At 71.3% G+C, this 16,897-nt stretch carries 15 protein-coding genes; 3 read left to right on the forward strand and 12 right to left on the reverse strand.

What is annotated here, in order from left to right; all coding sequences use genetic code 11:
- Positions 1-4 precede the first annotated feature (4 nt).
- The 6 genes from ABH928_RS21070 to ABH928_RS21095 form a co-directional block, all read right to left on the reverse strand.
- Positions 5-1,783, reverse strand: a complete 1,779-nt coding sequence (locus ABH928_RS21070; protein WP_370068729.1) for a protein kinase — start codon at positions 1,781-1,783, stop codon at positions 5-7.
- Between the two features lie 135 nt (positions 1,784-1,918).
- Positions 1,919-3,655 (reverse strand): glycerol-3-phosphate dehydrogenase/oxidase, encoded by a 1,737-nt coding sequence (locus ABH928_RS21075; RefSeq protein WP_370068731.1) that lies wholly within the window; start codon positions 3,653-3,655, stop codon positions 1,919-1,921.
- A 246-nt stretch (positions 3,656-3,901) separates the two neighbouring features.
- On the reverse strand, positions 3,902-5,014 hold the full coding sequence (locus tag ABH928_RS21080) for a GuaB3 family IMP dehydrogenase-related protein (protein WP_196193070.1): 1,113 nt from the start codon (positions 5,012-5,014) through the stop codon (positions 3,902-3,904).
- Positions 5,015-5,124: 110 nt separating this feature from the next.
- Positions 5,125-6,627 carry an IMP dehydrogenase gene (gene guaB / locus ABH928_RS21085; RefSeq protein WP_370068734.1) on the reverse strand — a complete coding sequence of 501 codons (1,503 nt, stop codon included), beginning with the start codon at positions 6,625-6,627 and terminating at the stop codon, positions 5,125-5,127.
- Between the two features lie 236 nt (positions 6,628-6,863).
- Positions 6,864-7,487, reverse strand: coding sequence for a sigma-70 family RNA polymerase sigma factor (locus tag ABH928_RS21090; RefSeq protein WP_370068736.1), 624 nt, complete (start codon positions 7,485-7,487; stop codon positions 6,864-6,866).
- Between the two features lie 194 nt (positions 7,488-7,681).
- Positions 7,682-8,293, reverse strand: coding sequence for a response regulator transcription factor (locus ABH928_RS21095; RefSeq protein WP_030251459.1), 612 nt, complete (start codon positions 8,291-8,293; stop codon positions 7,682-7,684).
- A 465-nt stretch (positions 8,294-8,758) separates the two neighbouring features.
- Between ABH928_RS21095 and ABH928_RS21100 the strand changes: the two genes are divergently transcribed.
- Complete coding sequence (locus ABH928_RS21100; RefSeq protein ID WP_370068739.1) at positions 8,759-9,076, forward strand: WhiB family transcriptional regulator; 318 nt, start codon at positions 8,759-8,761, stop codon at positions 9,074-9,076.
- 76 nt (positions 9,077-9,152) lie between these two features.
- Here ABH928_RS21100 and ABH928_RS21105 read toward each other — a convergent pair whose 3' ends face one another.
- From ABH928_RS21105 to groES, 3 genes are all read right to left on the reverse strand, one after another.
- A complete protein-coding gene (locus ABH928_RS21105) occupies positions 9,153-10,058 on the reverse strand; it encodes a LysR family transcriptional regulator (protein ID WP_370068741.1) in 906 nt (301 codons plus the stop codon).
- Positions 10,059-10,206: 148 nt separating this feature from the next.
- Positions 10,207-11,841 (reverse strand): chaperonin GroEL, encoded by a 1,635-nt coding sequence (gene groL, locus ABH928_RS21110; protein WP_370068743.1) that lies wholly within the window; start codon positions 11,839-11,841, stop codon positions 10,207-10,209.
- Positions 11,842-11,934: 93 nt separating this feature from the next.
- Positions 11,935-12,243, reverse strand: a complete 309-nt coding sequence (gene groES, locus ABH928_RS21115) for a co-chaperone GroES (protein WP_196193076.1) — start codon at positions 12,241-12,243, stop codon at positions 11,935-11,937.
- A 339-nt stretch (positions 12,244-12,582) separates the two neighbouring features.
- Between groES and ABH928_RS21120 the strand changes: the two genes are divergently transcribed.
- Entirely contained in the window at positions 12,583-13,782 is a 1,200-nt protein-coding gene (locus ABH928_RS21120) for an SAM-dependent methyltransferase (protein WP_370068745.1), read from the forward strand.
- A gap of 4 nt (positions 13,783-13,786) precedes the next feature.
- Here ABH928_RS21120 and tsaD read toward each other — a convergent pair whose 3' ends face one another.
- Genes tsaD through tsaB form a run of 3 tightly spaced genes read right to left on the reverse strand, consistent with a single transcriptional unit; the run spans position 13,787 to position 16,126 of the window.
- Positions 13,787-14,875 carry a tRNA (adenosine(37)-N6)-threonylcarbamoyltransferase complex transferase subunit TsaD gene (tsaD, locus tag ABH928_RS21125; RefSeq protein WP_370068747.1) on the reverse strand — a complete coding sequence of 363 codons (1,089 nt, stop codon included), beginning with the start codon at positions 14,873-14,875 and terminating at the stop codon, positions 13,787-13,789.
- On the reverse strand, positions 14,865-15,449 hold the full coding sequence (gene rimI / locus ABH928_RS21130) for a ribosomal protein S18-alanine N-acetyltransferase (protein ID WP_370068749.1): 585 nt from the start codon (positions 15,447-15,449) through the stop codon (positions 14,865-14,867). Before rimI ends, tsaD begins: the two co-directional genes overlap by 11 nt.
- Positions 15,446-16,126 carry a tRNA (adenosine(37)-N6)-threonylcarbamoyltransferase complex dimerization subunit type 1 TsaB gene (gene tsaB, locus ABH928_RS21135; RefSeq protein WP_370068751.1) on the reverse strand — a complete coding sequence of 227 codons (681 nt, stop codon included), beginning with the start codon at positions 16,124-16,126 and terminating at the stop codon, positions 15,446-15,448. The genes rimI and tsaB overlap by 4 nt, the downstream gene beginning before the upstream one ends.
- A gap of 180 nt (positions 16,127-16,306) precedes the next feature.
- Here tsaB and ABH928_RS21140 point away from each other — a divergent pair, with 180 nt between their 5' ends.
- Positions 16,307-16,870, forward strand: coding sequence for a hypothetical protein (locus ABH928_RS21140; RefSeq protein WP_370068753.1), 564 nt, complete (start codon positions 16,307-16,309; stop codon positions 16,868-16,870).
- Positions 16,871-16,897: the final 27 nt, after the last annotated feature.

The raw sequence follows: 16,897 nt of genomic DNA on the forward strand, positions 1-16,897 counted from the left end.
CGGTTCAGCCCCCCGGCTGGAAGGTGTCGAAGAAGCGCGCGAGCAGCTGCCCGCTGCGGCCGTCGGTCCAGCTCGTCAACGGCGCGGTCCAGTAGAGGGCGTAGGCGTGGTGCGCGTCCACGACGAAGCCACGGTTCAGGGACTGACGCATCGTCGACCCGGACTGGTAGCCCCACTCCCAGTCCGCCGCGTCCCAGCCCCGGTAGCTGACCTGGTCCAGCCGGATCAGGTGATAGTCCGTCAGATCGGCGGCCACGCTCGACTCTTCCTTCTTCCACGCCGCCAGCGCCCCGTCGGACTGCGGATGCGCGCTGAAGTCGACCTGCAAGGTCCCGGCCGGGCCGCTGAACTTGACGGAGGACGCGCTCTCGCTCACCAACCGCCAGCCGTCGGGGATCTGGAGGTGCGACCCGCCCGGCCCGGCCACCTGGTGGTAGCCGGCGGCCGTCGGACGCGCCGTGCCGGTGCCGGTGCCGTCGCCGGACCCGGAGCCGGAGTCGCCTGCGGTCGGGGTCTGCGGGGCGCTGTCGCCCGAACTGCCAGGTGCCGCCGTGCTCGTGGCACCGGCCCCGACCCCGGAACCGCTGCCGCTACCGCTACCGCCGGAGTTGTTGCGCATGCTGGCGACTGCGGCGGTGACCAGCAGCACGGCGGCCAGCACGATCCCGCCGATGAGCAGCGCGCGCTGCCGACCCGCCCAGCCCGTGCTCCGCGGCGCCGCCGGGCCGCCGCCGGACAGCTGCGTGGTCGCCGACGCCGGGTCGGGCCCCGGCGCCCCCACCGCCTCGGATCCTGCCGCCTTTCCCGACGCGAGCCCCGACGCGAGCCCCGACCCGAGTCCCGACGTGACGGACGGCTGCACCCGCGTCCGCTCCGGCTCGGGCACGACCTGCGTCGGCGCGTCCGGCGCGACCGCGGCGAAGTTCGTCGTGGCACGGGCCCGGCGCTCGTACTCGCCGACCACCCCGCGCAGCATGGCCTGCGCCGTCGACGCGTCCAGCCGCTGACGAGGGTCCTTGCGCAGCAGTCCGGCGATGACCGGCTCCAGCAACTCGCCGTGGCGCAGCGGCGGCACCGGGTCCGTCATCACCGCGGTCAGCGTGGACAGCGCCGAGCCCTTGTCGTACGGCGGGGTGCCCTCCACCATCGCGAAGATCGTCGCCCCGAGCGACCACATGTCCGCCGGCGGGCCCGGCACCCCGCCGCGCGCCCGCTCCGGCGAGATGTACGACGGCGCGCCGACCAGCATCCCCGTCGAGGTGACCGACGGGTCCCCCTCGACCCGGGCGATGCCGAAGTCGGTCAGCACGACCCGGCCGTCGAAGCCCATCAGCACGTTGGACGGCTTGACGTCCCGATGCAGGATCCCGACCCGGTGCGCCTCGGCGAGGACGCCCAGCAACTCCAGCGCGACCTCCGCGGCACGCTGTGGCGGCAGCACGCCGTCGGCCTGGATCACCTCACTCAGCGACCGGGACTCGACCAGCTCCATCACGATCCACGGCCGACCGTCCTCCTCGACCACGTCGTAGACGGTGACCGCGCCGTTGTGCCGGATCCGGGCGATGGCCTTGGCCTCGGTCAACGTCCGCGAGACGAGCCGCCTGCGCTCCTCGTCGTCGACGTCGGAGGCGAAGCGAAGTTCCTTGACCGCCACGTCCCGGCCCAGGAACTCGTCCTCGGCCCGCCACACGGTGCCCATCCCGCCCTGACCGAGTACGGCCGTCAACCGGTACCGCCCCGCGAGGAGCCTGCCGGCCTGCGGGTCTTGCTCGCCGCTCATCCGTTTCCGTCCCCTCCGCGTGGTTCCTGTCGCACGCCATCATCCCGTGACGCCCACACTGCTTTCACCCGGGCCCAAGGGGTCCTGGGGCAAAAGGTGACGTTGCAACCGCCTCAGGGACGCAATCTGACGTCGTCACTTCAGCGGCACGATGTCCGGCGCGCCCAACCGCGCAGCGTCCGCGGCCAGGTCGTCGGGCTGCTGCTGCGACTCCCGCTCCGCCTCCACCCGGACGCGGTAGTGCTCGATCTCGTTCTCGATCTGCGCCTTGTCCCACCCCAGTTCAGGAGCCATCAGCCCGGCCGCCTCGGCCATCACCGCCGTCCCCCGGTCGAAGGTCTCGATCGAGATGCGGGTTCGGCGCGCCAGCACGTCGTCCAGGTGCCGTGCGCCCTCCGCCCGCGCCGCGTAGACGACCTCGGCGCGCAGGTAGTCGTCCGCGCCGTTCAGTGGCTCGCCGAGGTTTGGATCGGCGAGTACCAGCTCCAACAGCTCCTCCGTCAGCGAGCCGTAGCGGTTGAGCAGGTGCTCGACCCGGGCCACGTGCAGCCCGCTGCGGCGCGCCAGCTCGGCGCGCGCGTTCCACAGCGCGCGGTACCCCTCCGCGCCCGCCAGCGGGATGGTGTCCGTGATGCAGGGCGAGATCCTCCCCCAGCGTCCCGCCGGGGGTACCCCCACATCCAACCCGTGCACCACCTCGTCGACCGCGTCCTCGGCCATCACCCGGTACGTCGTGTACTTGCCTCCCGCCACCACGACCAGCCCCGGCGCGGCATGCTGCACCACGTGCTCGCGGCTGAGTTTTGACGTCGCGTCCGACTCCCCGGCGAGCAACGGCCGCAGGCCCGCATAGACGCCCTCGACGTCCTCACGCGTCAGCGGCATCGCCAGCACCGAGTTGACGTGCTCCAGCAGGTACTCGATGTCCGCGCTGCTGGCGGCGGGGTGGTCCTTGTCGAGCGTCCACTCGGTGTCGGTGGTGCCGACGATCCAGTGGCGTCCCCACGGGATGACGAAGAGCACGCTCTTCTCGGTGCGCAGGATCAGCCCGGTCGCGGAGTGGATCCGGTCGCGCGGCACCACCAGGTGGATGCCCTTGGAGGCGCGGACGTGGAACTGGCCACGCTCGCCGACCATCGCCTGGGTCTCGTCCGTCCACACGCCGGTCGCGTTGACGATCTGCCGGGCCCGGATCTCGAACTGCCCGCCGGTCTCCAGATCGTGGACCCGTGCGCCGACCACACGCTCGCCCTCGCGCAGAAAGCCGACCACCCGCGCCCTGTTCGCCGGAAGCGCGCCGTAGGACGCGGCGGTGCGGACCAGCATCGTCACCAACCGCGCGTCGTCCACCTGCGCGTCGTAGTACTGCACCGCGCCGACCAGCGCGTCCTTGCGCAGACACGGTGCCTGGTGCAGCGCCTGCCGCCGCGTCAGGTGACGGTGCAACGGCAGCCCCCGGCCGTGGCCGCTGGACACCGACATCGCGTCGTAGAGCGCGACGCCCGAGCCGACGTAGGGGCGCTCCCAGCCGCGCCCCTGCAGCGGGTAGAGGAACGGCACCGGCTTGACCAGGTGCGGCGCGAGCCGGTCCAGCAGCAGGCCGCGCTCCTTGAGCGCCTCCTTGACCAGGGCGAAGTCGAGCATCTCCAGGTACCGCAGGCCGCCGTGGATCAGCTTGCTGGAACGGGAGGAGGTGCCGGAGGCCCAGTCACGCGCCTCGACCAGTCCGGTGACCAGACCGCGCGTCGCCGCGTCCAACGCGGTTCCGGCGCCGACGACGCCTCCGCCGACCACCAGCACGTCGAGCTCGCGCTCCCCCATCCGCGCGAGCGCCTCCGCGCGCTCCTCCGGACCCAGCTTGATGCTCCGCATGACGCCTCCGCTCATCGGCTCCGCAGATCCGCTCCGCTGACCCACAGTACGAAACGCACGGCAGGATCGGCTCGACGGCACGAAGTCAGTTGGCGGAACGCTCAGGCGACGGGACGTTGCAGACGTCAGGGGCGCGGGGAACTGCGCGACAAGCCACCGTGCGAGGTACAACCCCGACCTAAGAGGGCCATCCGCATGTCAGTGGTTTCTCGCGCAGTTCCCCGCGCCCCTGTCGCGCTCACGCGCTTACCGGGCGACGGTGACCTCGACGCGCTGGAACTCCTTGAGCTCCGAGTAACCGGTCGTCGCCATCGCGCGACGCAGCGCACCGAAGAGGTTCATGGTGCCGTCCGGCGTGTGCGACGGGCCGAGCAGGATCTCCTCGGTGGTGCCGACGGTGCCCAGGTTGACCCGCTTGCCGCGCGGCAGCTCCTCGTGGACGGCCTCGCTGCCCCAGTGGAAGCCCTTGCCCGGCGCGTCGTTGGCGCGCGCCAGCGCCGCGCCGATCATGACGGCGTCCGCGCCGCAGGCGATCGCCTTGGAGAGGTCGCCGGAGAAGCCCACACCGCCGTCGGCGATGACGTGGACGTAGCGACCGCCGGACTCGTCCATGTAGTCGCGCCGCGCCGCCGCGACGTCCGCGACGGCCGTGGCCATCGGGACCTGGATGCCCAGCACCGCACGGGTGGTGTGCGCGGCGCCGCCGCCGAAGCCGACGAGGACGCCGGCCGCGCCGGTCCGCATCAGGTGCAGCGCCGCGGTGTAGGTCGCGCAGCCGCCGACGATGACCGGGACGTCGAGCTCGTAGATGAACTGCTTGAGGTTCAGCGGCTCGGCAGCGCTGGACACGTGCTCGGCGGAGACGGTGGTGCCACGGATGACGAAGATGTCGACGCCCGCGTCCACGACGACCTTGGAGAACTCGGCGGTCCGCTGCGGCGACAGCGCGGCGGCGGTGACGACGCCGGAGTCGCGGATCTCCTTGAGGCGCTGCGTGATCAGCTCAGCCTTGATCGGCTCGCGGTAGATCTCCTGGAGGCGACGGGTGGCCAGCGCCTCGTCCTTGACCTCGGTGATCTCCTGCAGCAGCGGGCGCGGGTCCTCGTAACGGGTCCACAGACCCTCGAGGTTCAGCACGCCGAGGCCGCCGAGGCGACCGAACGCGATGGCCTGCTCCGGCGAGACGACCGAGTCCATCGGCGCGGCCAGGAACGGCAGCTCAAAACGGTAGGCGTCGATCTGCCACGCGATCGAGACCTCCTTCGGGTCCCGCGTGCGACGGCTCGGGACGACCGCGATGTCGTCGAAGGCGTACGCCCGCCGGCCCCGCTTGCCCCGCCCGATCTCGATCTCGGTCACCTGAACTGCTCCCTCGGTTGTGCTCAGCGACTGCCAGGGTCAGTATCTCGCACAACGCCGGAGGGGCCGCGCGCGGCGGCCCCTCCGTGAGACGACTGTCGAGCAGGCGACTAGTTCGACGAGTAGTTCGGCGCCTCGACCGTCATCTGGATGTCGTGCGGGTGGCTCTCCTTCAGACCGGCGGAGGTGATCCGGACGAAGCGCGCGTCGCGCTTCATCGCGTCGACCGTCTCGGCGCCCACGTAGCCCATGGACTGACGCAGTCCGCCGACCAGCTGGTAGATGACCGAGCCGACCGGGCCGCGGTAGGCGACCTGGCCCTCGATGCCCTCAGCGATCAGCTTCTCGTCGGAGGTGACGTCGCCCTGGAAGTAGCGGTCCTTGGAGAAGGACTTGGCCTGGCCACGCGACTGCATCGCGCCCAGCGAGCCCATGCCGCGGTAGGACTTGTACTGCTTGCCGTTGATGAAGAGCAGCTCGCCCGGCGACTCCTCGCAACCGGCCAGCAGGCTGCCCAGCATGACGGTGTCGGCACCGGCGGCCAGCGCCTTGCCGATGTCGCCGGAGTACTGCAGGCCGCCGTCACCGATCAGCGGGACGCCCGCGGCGTTGGCCGCGACCGCGGCCTCGTAGATCGCGGTGACCTGCGGGACGCCGACACCGGCGACCACGCGGGTGGTGCAGATGGAACCCGGGCCGATGCCGACCTTGATGCCGTCGCAGCCGGCGTCGATCAATGCCTGCGCGCCGTCACGGGTGGCGACGTTGCCGCCGACCACGTCGGCCGTGACGGACGACTTGATCTTCGCCATCCAGTTGAGCGCGTTGCGGTTGTGGCCGTGCGAGGTGTCCACGACGATGAAGTCCGCGCCGGCCTCGGCCAGGGCGATCGCCCGGTCCAGCGCCTCGGCGGAGGCGCCGACCGCGGCCCCGACGATCAGACGGCCCTCGACGTCCTTGGAGGCGTTGGGGTACTGCTCGGCCTTGACGAAGTCCTTGACCGTGATCAGGCCCTTGAGCTTGCCCTGCTCGTCGACGAGCGGCAGCTTCTCGATCTTGTGACGGCGCAGCAGCGCCATCGCGTCGACGCCGGAGATGCCCACCTGGCCGGTGATCAGCGGCATCGGCGTCATGACCTCGCGCACCTGGCGGCTGCGGTCCGACTCGAAGGCCATGTCACGGTTGGTGACGATGCCCAGCAGACGACCCTCGGGGTCGGTGACCGGAACACCGGAGATCCGGAACTTGGCGCAGAGCGCGTCGGCGTCGGCGAGGGTCGCCTCCGGCGACACCGTGATCGGGTCGGTGACCATGCCGGACTCGGAGCGCTTGACCAGGTCGACCTGGTTCACCTGGTCCTCGACGGACAGGTTGCGGTGCAGCACGCCGACGCCGCCCTGACGGGCCATGGCGATGGCCATGCGCGCCTCGGTGACCTTGTCCATGGCGGCGGACAGCAGCGGGATGTTCACCCGCACATTGCGCGACACGCGCGAGGAAGTGTCCACGGCATTGGGCAGGACCTCGGAGGGGCCTGGCAGCAGCAGCACATCGTCGTAGGTGAGCCCGAGCATGCCGAACTTCTCGGGGACCCCAGCTGCGTTGTAAGACATGACACCCTTCCCGAAGTGGATCCGTGGATCTCCTTGGACGGGAAGGTGGTGGCCGCACCCGCCCGACGCGACACGGCGCCTACGGGGGCCGCAGTGTGGGCAGCTCGGCACCGTTGACTAATTCTACCGGGCCCCCAGAGACCCTCTTGTGCATCCGCAACAACTGAGGTAGCGGTCACATTCCCGCACTCTTGGATGATCGTCCAGTTGCACGATCCGGGGGCGCGAAGTTCAGGTCAGGCCGAGAGCCCCTCAGGCCCGCCGCCTTCGGCGAGCGCGCGCAGGCGCGAGAGCGCACGGTGCTGGGCCACCCGGACCGCCCCCGGCGACATACCGAGGACCTCGCCCGTCTCCTCCGCGCTGAACCCCGCGGCGATCCGCAGGATGACCAGCTCACGCTGACGCTCCGGCAGGAGCGCCAGAAGTTCGCGCATCCACGCGGCGTCGCTGCTCAGCAGCGCCCGCTCCTCCGGGCCCAGCGCGTCGTCCGGCGTGTCAGGGAGTTCCTCGCCGAGCGGGACGCTGTGCGCCGGCCCACCACGCATCGCCGCGCGTTGCAGATCGGCGATCTTGTGCGCCGCGATGCCGTAGACGAACGCCTCGAACGGGCGCCCCTCGTCTCGGTAGCGGGGCAACGCGCACAGGACGGCCAGGCAGACCTCCTGCGCCACGTCGTCCACATGGTGTCTCGCATTGCCCGGCAGTCTGACCAGCCGGGCGCGGCAATACCGCAGGACCAGCGGGTGCACCTGCGCGAGCAGGGCGTCCACCGCCTCGGGATCCCCACCCACCGCGTGCACCACGAGCGACCCGATGGGCACGCCGGGCCCGCTCACGGGGCTCGCCTCGTCGTCACGCACTGGTCCATGGTGCCTGGTCATGGATGAAAACGTGACACCGCACCCAGACTTGTGCATCGGAACGTTATCCACCACGCCCACGCCACCATCCCCGCCCGGCCCGACTTCGCGCTACACCCCCATGGTGCGCCCTCGGGTGGGAAGTGGGCCACGCCGCCTCCCACCCGGCAGCCAAACAGCTCCCGGCGAGGGGATCAGCGGACGAGGCCCCAGCGGAAACCGAGCGCGACCGCGTGCGCGCGGTCGGACGCGCCGAGCTTCTTGAAGAGGCGACGGGCGTGCGTCTTGACGGTGTCCTCGGAGAGGAACAGCTCGCGCCCGATCTCGGCGTTGCTGCGGCCATGACTCATGCCCTCCAGCACCTGGATCTCACGAGCCGTCAGCGTCGGGGCCGCGCCCATCTCCGCGCAGCGGAGGCGCCGCGGGGCGAGCCGCCAGGTCGGGTCGGCCAGCGCCTGGGTGACCGTGGCACGCAGCTCGGCACGGGACGCGTCCTTGTGCAGGTAGCCGCGGGCACCGGCGGCGACCGCCAGGGCGACGCCGTCGAGGTCCTCGGCGACGGTGAGCATGATGATGCGGGCGCCCGGGTCCGCAGAGAGCAGCCGGCGGACGGTCTCCACACCGCCGAGGCCGGGCATGCGCACGTCCATCAGCACCAGATCGGAGCGGTCCGCGACCCATCGGCGGAGAACTTCCTCACCGTTGGTGGCCGTGGTGACCCGGTCGACGCCGGGGACCGTGGCCACGGCGCGCCGGAGCGCCTCCCGGGCGAGTGGGGAATCGTCACAGACGAGAACGGATGTCATGACCCGCCTCCGCAGCTGATGAGCGTCACGTTGAGCCTCCTGGCTGGTACGAATCGTCACCGGCACGGCCTCCGGCATACCGGCGTCTTCCCCGACGCCCGTGCCGTTTGCCGCCTCCGCACTCCCAACGACCGTCACCCGAATGAGTTACGGTCTGGCAGCAGCCTCCACCACTCTACGTGGTCGACCCGCTACGGATCATCCACCTCGCGGTGCGCACCGGCGCAAAATGCGCCGCTCGTACGACGCCCGCGCGCCTCGTCGGGCTTGCCTTTAGGCCCAACGAGTGCACCCGCATGCAGGACACGCACCCCTTCCCTTCGTCCCATTAGTCCGTTTTCATGGGATTTAATGGTTTTCGGCACGTTGTGCCACGCTGATGGCCTCTTGTCCGTTAGATCTGCATGAGTCATATTTCCATCAGTTCGTACTGAACCGCTAGCACCACGCAAGGGAATGACGACCATGGCCGACTACTCACGGCTTCCTGGCCCGAACGCAGACCTGTGGGACTGGCAGCTCTCCGCCGCGTGCCGCGGCGTGGACAGCTCACTCTTCTTCCACCCGGAGGGCGAGCGTGGCGCGGCGCGCAGCTCGCGCGAGCAGTCCGCGAAGGAGGTCTGCATGCGGTGCCCGGTCCGCGCGCAGTGCGGGGCACACGCGCTGGCAGTACGTGAGCCCTACGGGGTGTGGGGCGGTCTGACCGAGGACGAACGCGAGGAACTGCTCGGACGGGCGCGCCGTCGCACGATGGATCCGCTGTCACTGCTGCCGATCGACTGACTCCGGGTCAGCCCTCGACCCTGCCGTAACGTTTCTGCACGGGCGCGGCGCCCCCTGCGGGGGGCCGCGCCTGTCGTCACCGGCCCTTCAGCTTCTCCAACATCGACGACACCGCCGGCACCCGCTCCAGGTCCGGCAGCGTCAGCGCGACGATCTCGCGGGCGACGCCCGAGCCGAGCGGCAAGACCGCCACGCCGTCCGCGCGTGTCGCGGCCAGCGCGAGGCGCGGCAGCACGGCCACGCCGACGCCGGCGGCGACCAGTCCGAGCACGGCCGGGTAGTCGTCGGTGGCGAAGTCGATCCGCGGGGTGAAGCCGGCGACCTCGCAGAGGTCCACCAGGTGCCCGCGGCACTGCGGACACCCGGCGATCCACGGCTCCTCCGCGAGCGCGGCGAGGTCCAGCTGCCCCTCGTCCCCGCTTCCCGCCAGCGGGTGGTTCGTCGGCAGCAGCGCGACCATCGGGTCGTCCCGCAGATGGGTCACCACGAGGTCGCTCCACTCCTCGGCGCTGTTGTCCGCCGGCGAGGAGGGGTAGCGGAACGCGAGCACGACCTCGCACTCGGCGGCCCGCAGCATGCCGATCGACGTCGGCGGCTCGGCCTCGGTCAGCGAGACCCGCACCCCGGGCGAGTCGGCACGCAGCGCGGCGACGGCCGGGGGCACGAGCGTGGCGCTCGCGGTCGGGAACGACACCAGCCGCACGCGGCCGGCCCGGAGGCCGGCGATACCGGCCAGCTCGTCCTCGGCGGCGGTCAGCCCGGCGAGGATGCCTGCGGCGTGCGAGGCGAGCACCTCGCCCGCCTCGCTCAGCGCGACGCCCCGTCCGACGCGGACGACGAGCGGGGTGCCGACGGACTTCTCCAGCGCCTTCATCTGCTGACTGATGGCTGGCTGCGTCAGCCCGAGCTCGCGCGCGGCAGCAGAAAAGGAGCCCTGACGGGCGACGGCACGCAGGACACGGAGATGACGGGCCTCGATCACGGGGTCAAGGATAGGTGCGCCGTTGCACTGCCTGGGGGCGCGAGGCCCTACTGATGCGCGGCTCCGCCTGCCCGAAGTGCGTGGTGCAACGGAACGCCGGAGGCCCGGCACCCCGCAGGGGGTACCGGGCCTCAGAGCGACGGGAGCGTCAGTGCGCGTGGCCGTGGCCGCCGTGGGAGTGGCCGGCCGCAGCCGGCTCCTCCTCCTTCTTCTCGACGACCAGGGTCTCGGTCGTGAGCAGCAGGGAGGCGATGGACGCGGCGTTCTCCAGCGCGGAGCGGGTCACCTTGACCGGGTCGATGACGCCGGCCTTGAGCAGATCGCCGTACTCGCCGGTCGCGGCGTTGAAGCCCTCGCGGACATCGGTCAGCTCGGAGACCTTGGTGGTGATGACGTAGCCCTCGAGGCCCGCGTTCTGGGCGATCCAGCGCAGCGGCTCGACCAGGGCGCGGCGGACGACGGAGACACCCACGGCCTCGTCGCCGGTCAGGCCCAGGCCCTCGTCCAGCACCTTCTGCGCGTGGACCAGGGAGGCGCCGCCGCCGGCGACGATGCCCTCCTCGACCGCGGCGCGGGTCGCCGAGATGGCGTCCTCCAGGCGGTGCTTCTTCTCCTTGAGCTCGACCTCGGTGGCCGCGCCGACCTTGATGACGCAGACGCCGCCGGCCAGCTTGGCCAGGCGCTCCTGCAGCTTCTCGCGGTCCCAGTCGGAGTCGGTGCCGTCGATCTCGCCCTTGATCTGGGCGACGCGACCGGCGACCTCCTCGGCGGAGCCGGCACCGTCGACGATGGTGGTCTCGTCCTTGGTGATGGTCACGCGGCGGGCGCTGCCCAGCACGTCCAGACCGGCCTGGTCGAGCTTGAGGCCGACCTCCTCGGCGATGACGGTGGCGCCGGTCAGCGTGGCGATGTCGCCCAGCATGGCCTTGCGGCGGTCACCGAAGCCGGGGGCCTTGACGGCCACGGCGTTGAAGGTGCCACGGATCTTGTTCACGACGAGGGTGGAGAGCGCCTCGCCCTCGATGTCCTCGGCGATGATCAGCAGCGGCTTGGAGGCACCGCCCTGCAGGATCTTCTCCAGCAGCGGGAGCAGGTCCTGGATCGAGGAGATCTTGCCCTGGTTGATCAGGATGTACGGGTCCTCGAGGACAGCCTCCATACGCTCCTGGTCGGTGACCATGTACGGCGAGAGGTAGCCCTTGTCGAACTGCATGCCCTCGGTGAACTCGAGCTCGAGACCGAAGGCGTTGGACTCCTCGACGGTGATGACACCGTCCTTGCCCACCTTGTCCATGGCCTCGGCGATGAGCTCGCCGACCTGGGTGTCCTGCGCCGAGAGCGCGGCGACGGCGGCGATGTCGTCCTTGCCCTCGATCTCGCGGGCGACGGAGAGCAGGTGCTCGGAGACGGCCTTGACGGCGGCGTCGATACCGCGCTTCAGGGCGGCCGGGCCGGCGCCCGCGGCGACGTTGCGCAGACCCTCGTTGACGAGCGCCTGGGCCAGCACGGTGGCGGTGGTGGTGCCGTCACCAGCGACGTCGTTGGTCTTGGTGGCCACCTCCTTCACCAGCTGCGCGCCGAGGTTCTCGTACGGGTCATCCAGCTCGACCTCGCGGGCGATGGTGACACCGTCGTTGGTGATGGTGGGGGCGCCGAACTTCTTGTCGATCACGACGTTGCGGCCCTTGGGACCGATCGTCACCTTGACCGTGTCGGCCAGCTTGTTGACACCGCGCTCCAGCGAGCGGCGGGCGTCCTCGTCGAACTGCAGGATCTTCGCCATGCCTAGGGGTTCCCTCTCGAAACAACCGCGCCCCGGGCCCCGTGGTACGGGCGTCCGGGGCGGGTCACGACTTAGCCGACTGAGCGGTGAGTCTTACTTCTCGATGATCGCGAGCACGTCGCGGGCCGAGAGGACCAGGTACTCCTGGCCGTTGTACTTGACCTCGGTGCCGCCGTACTTGCTGTAGAGGACGACGTCGCCGACCTTGACGTCGAGCGGCAGACGCTGACCGTCCTCGAAGCGACCCGGGCCGACAGCCAGGACGACGCCCTCCTGGGGCTTCTCCTTGGCAGTGTCCGGGATGACCAGGCCAGAGGCCGTGGTCTGCTCGGCGTCGAGCGGCTGGACCACAATGCGGTCCTCGAGCGGCTTGATGGCAACCTTGGAGCTGGTGGTCGTCACGATCCGACCTCCCCCTTCGGAGATCTCACGGGGTACACATGTCTTGGGGCGTGAAGACATGGCATGCCCGTCGTCGCGGTGCCGGACGTACCGTCTCACGCTTAGCGCTCTCTGGTGGAGAGTGCCAACGACGACTGTAGGCGGCGGTTAGCACTCGGTCAACCAGAGTGCCAACGTGGTGCGCGAGAAACCACCGATGAGCGGATGGTCCTGCCCGTTCGGCGGGCCACGTGGGCGGGTGGTTTGTGGCGCAGTTCCCCGCGCCCCTGAGGTGCATGCTCACCCGCCTGCCCATGGTGGCCGTGCTCGGAAGATCCCCCCACTTGCCAGAATGTCCTCGTGGAGATCGAAGCGTTGCGTGCCCTGTTCACCCCCGAGGGCCAAGCCCTGCTGGACGAGTTGCGGGATTACTCCCCCGGTGACGAGCTCGCGCTCGCGACACGCCTGCGGCGGGAGTACGACGCCGGGCTGGTGTCCGCCGCGCTGAGCCAGGCACGGCTCCGCACCCGCGCGGCGGCGAAGTTCGGGGCGGATGCGCAGCGGATGTACTTCACGCCGAACGGGGTCGAGCAATCCACCCGTTCGGGTGTGGCCCAGTGGCGCGCGGAGCGGTTCCGTGCTCTGGGGGTCGGCTCCGTCGCGGACCTGTGTTCCGGGATCGGCGGGGACGCCCTCGCGCTCGCACGGGCCGGGATCAGGGTGCTGGCCGTGGACCGGGACCCGCTCGCCTGCGCCGCCGCCGAGGCGAACGCCGCGGCCCTCGGGCTGAGCGGGCTGATCGAGACCCGCTGCGCCGACGTGACCGAGGTCGACACGAGCGGCTACGACGCGGTCTTCGTGGACCCCGCCCGCCGGGCCACCGGGCGCGGCCGGATCTTCGATCCGGAGGCGTACTCGCCGCCGCTCAGCTGGGCGATCGAGGCGGCGCGCAAGGCGCCCGTCGCCGCGCTCAAGGTCGCGCCCGGAATCCCGCACGAGGCCGTGCCCGAGGACGCCGAGGCCGAATGGGTCTCCGACCGCGGGGACGTGAAGGAGGCCGCGCTCTGGTTCGGCTCGAAGCCGGAGCCGGACCGGCCGCACCGGGCGACGCTGCTGCCGGAAGGCGCCAGCCTGACAGGCGGCCTGCTCCCGGACCCGGAGACCGGGCCCGTCCGCCGCTACCTGTACGAGCCCGACGGCGCGGTCATCCGCGCCCATCTCGTCGCCGAGGTGGCCGGGCAGCTCCGCGACCAGCTCGGCGGCGCGACCCTGATCGACCCGACCATCGCGTATCTGACGTCGGATCAGCTCACGGCGACCCCCTACGCGACCGCGTACGAGATCACCGACGCGCTGCCGTTCAACCTCAAGAAGCTGAAGGCGCTGGTCCGCGAGCGCGGCATCGGCACGCTGGTCGTCAAGAAGCGCGGCTCGGCGATCGAGCCCGAGGAGCTGCGCCGGAAGGTGAAGCCCGAAGGGGCGAACTCGGCCGTCGTGGTGTTGACCCGGGCGGCCGGTGCGCCGGTCATGCTGATCGGGCAACCGGCCACCAACGGGTGACGGCCTATTCGGACAGCCGGTGCAGCTCGTCGTGGGACGCGGGGACCGGCGCGGGGACGTGCGTCTCGGTGACCGGGAGGGACGAGTCGGCGGAGAGGTCGAAGGCTGACGGCCTGCGGTCGCGCCGGACCATCTCCGCGCCGAGGGCGGCGACCATCGCGCCGTTGTCGGTGCAGAGCTTGGGGCGTGGGACGCGCAGCGTGATGCCCGCGCGCTCGCAGCGCTCCTGGGCCATGGCCCGCAGACGGGAGTTGGCCGCGACGCCGCCGCCGATCATCAGGTGGTCGACGCCCTCGTCCTTGCAGGCACGGACCGCCTTCCTGGTCAGCACGTCCGTCACCGCCTCCTGGAACGAAGCGGCGACGTCCCGGATCGGGACCTCCTCGCCCGCTCGGCGCTTGGCCTCGACCCAGCGGGAGACGGCCGTCTTGAGGCCGGAGAAGGAGAAGTCGTACGCCGGGTCCTTGGCACCGCTCAGACCGCGCGGGAAGGCGATGGCCTTCGGGTCGCCCTCCTTGGCGTAGCGGTCGATCACCGGGCCGCCGGGGAAGCCCAGGTTGAGCAGGCGGGCGACCTTGTCGAAGGCCTCTCCCGCGGCGTCGTCGATGGTGGCGCCGAGCGAGCGGACCTCGCTGGTGATGTCCTCGGTGAACAGCAGCGACGAGTGCCCGCCGGAGACCAGCAGCGCCATGGTCGGCTCGGGCAGCCGCCCGTGCTCCAGCTGGTCCACGCAGATGTGCGAGGCGAGGTGGTTGACGCCGTAGAGCGGCTTGTCGAGCGCGTAGGCGTACGCCTTGGCCGCGCTGACGCCGACCAGCAGCGCACCGGCCAGGCCGGGACCGGCGGTGACGGCGATGCCGTCGAGGTCGCTCGCCTTGATCCCGGCCGTGTCCAGCGCGCGCTGGACGGTGGGGACCATCGCCTCCAGGTGCGCGCGGCTGGCGATCTCCGGCACGACGCCGCCGAAGCGGCCGTGTTCGTCAACGCTGGACGCGACGGCGTCGGCGAGCAGCGTGGTGCCCCGGACGATGCCGACGCCGGTCTCGTCGCAGGAGGTCTCGATCCCGAGGACCAGCGGTTCGTCAGCGGCCATCGTCTGTTGTTCCTTCGCTTCCCTGAACGCGGTCTGCGTCGTCGTGTCCGTCGGTGTCCGTCATCTGACGACTCATCACCAGGGCGTCCACGCCGGACGGTTGGTAGTAGTTGCGGCGGATGCCGACCGGCACGAAGCCGAAGCGCCGGTAGAGCCGCTGGGCGCGCTCGTTGTCGACCCGGACCTCCAGCAGCAGGTCGTTGCACTCGGCCTCGGCGGCCTGGTCGATCAGCCGTCGCAGCAGCCGGGCGCCGAGGCCGGTGCCCCACTGGTCCTGCGCCACCGCGATGGTCTGCACGTCGCCCTCGCCCGCGATCGCCATCAGCCCGGCGTAGCCGACGATCCGGCGCTCCGCGCCGTCGCCGTCGCCCTGCTCCGCGACGGTGTACCAGCGGGTCGCGCCCGGGTGCCGGGCGTCGGCGAGCTCGGACCAGAACATACCGACCGACCACGCGTCGTCGGGGAAGAGCTCCCGCTCCAGCACGAGCACGGCCTCGATGTCCCACCAGCGCATCTCGCGCAGCGTGGCGGGAGTCCGCGCCGTCTCCGGCAGCTGCGCGGTACCGGCGGTCATGCGGGGAGCACCGTCTTGTAGTTCTTCGGGACCTCCGCGTCCGGCCGTCGCAGGTAGAGCGCGGTGGTCGGCGGCAGCAGCGGCGTGCCCGAGGCGAGCGCGTCCGCGGCGAAGGCCGCGAGCGCGGCGGCGGACTGGTGCTCGGGCGCACCGGTCGGGATGTCGGTGAAGACGTCCGGGTAGAGCAGCGCGCCCGCGCCGACGGCGGGCAGCCCGGCCACCCTCTCCGCGATCTCCGCCGGGCGGTCGACCGCCGGGCCCTCGACCCGGACGCCGGCGGCGTCGTAGCGGGCCCAGTAGACCTCCTTGCGGCGGGCGTCCGTGGCGGCGACGAACGGGCCCGTCACCACCCCGGCGTCCCGCGCCGCGCGGGCCACTCCGTCGAGCGAGCAGACGCCGTAGACGGGGATGCCGAGCGCGTGCCCGAACGCGGCGGCCGTGGCCAGGCCGACCCGCAGACCGGTGTACGGGCCCGGTCCGACGCCGACGACCACACCGCCCAGCGACTCCTTGGGCGTGCCCGCCTCGCGCAGCACCGCGTCGATGGTGGGAAGCAGCAGCTCACCATGGCGGCGCGCGTCGACCTGGTCGGCAGCGGCCCGGACGGTACGGGTGTCGGTGTCGTACACGGCGGCGGTGACGGCGGGCGTGGCGGTGTCGAACGCAAGCAGAAGCACGCACCCAGGTTAGTCGGTGGCCCGGACTGCTCATCCGCGAGACGCCCGCCCGCCTGTGCTCGTCGCGGCTGGGAGGATGAGAGGCTTGGACCCGGTCGTGGCCCTCGCACACGCGTGTGTGCGCCACGTCCGCAGAAACGGTCGGCCACTCGGTCGGTCGGAGGAGTGGGAGGAGAGACCGTGGCGAAACTCGGTTCGGGCTCGGTGGTCACCGTGCTGACCGCGGGAGCCCTCGCCGTCGTCACCCTGCTCGCCGTGCAGGCCAAGAACTCCGCGTCCGCGACGGTCGCCGCACCACCCGGCAAGGTCCCCTCGGCCTCCGCGTCCGCGGGGCGGGGCGGGACGCAGGCCAAGCCGCCCGCGGTCCCCGCGGACTCGGGAACGGGTCGGCGGGTGGTGTACTCGCTCGCCCAGAAGCGCGTCTGGCTGGTGGACCCGAGCGACGCGAGCGCGGACCGCACCTTCACCGTGATGCCGGGGAACGTCGACCCGCTTCCGGGCACCTACGCGGCGACCACGCTCCTGCCGGGGCCGTACACCGGCTCGGACGGCAAGCTGATCAAGAACGCGGTCCTGTTCACCAGCCGCGACGGCACCAGAATCGGCTTCAGCTCCGCCGTCGACGGCAGCACTCCCCCGCCGGACCCGTCCAAGCACCTCGGCGGCATCCGCGAGTCGGTCGCCGACGGCCAGGCGCTGTACGACTTCGCGCCGTACAACACCAAGGTCGTGGTCGTTTCCTGACGAGTCCCAGGCAGGAACGCGTGTGGC

It is taken from the genome of Streptacidiphilus sp. MAP5-3, from assembly GCF_041262505.1.
GTDB lineage: Bacteria > Actinomycetota > Actinomycetes > Streptomycetales > Streptomycetaceae > Streptacidiphilus.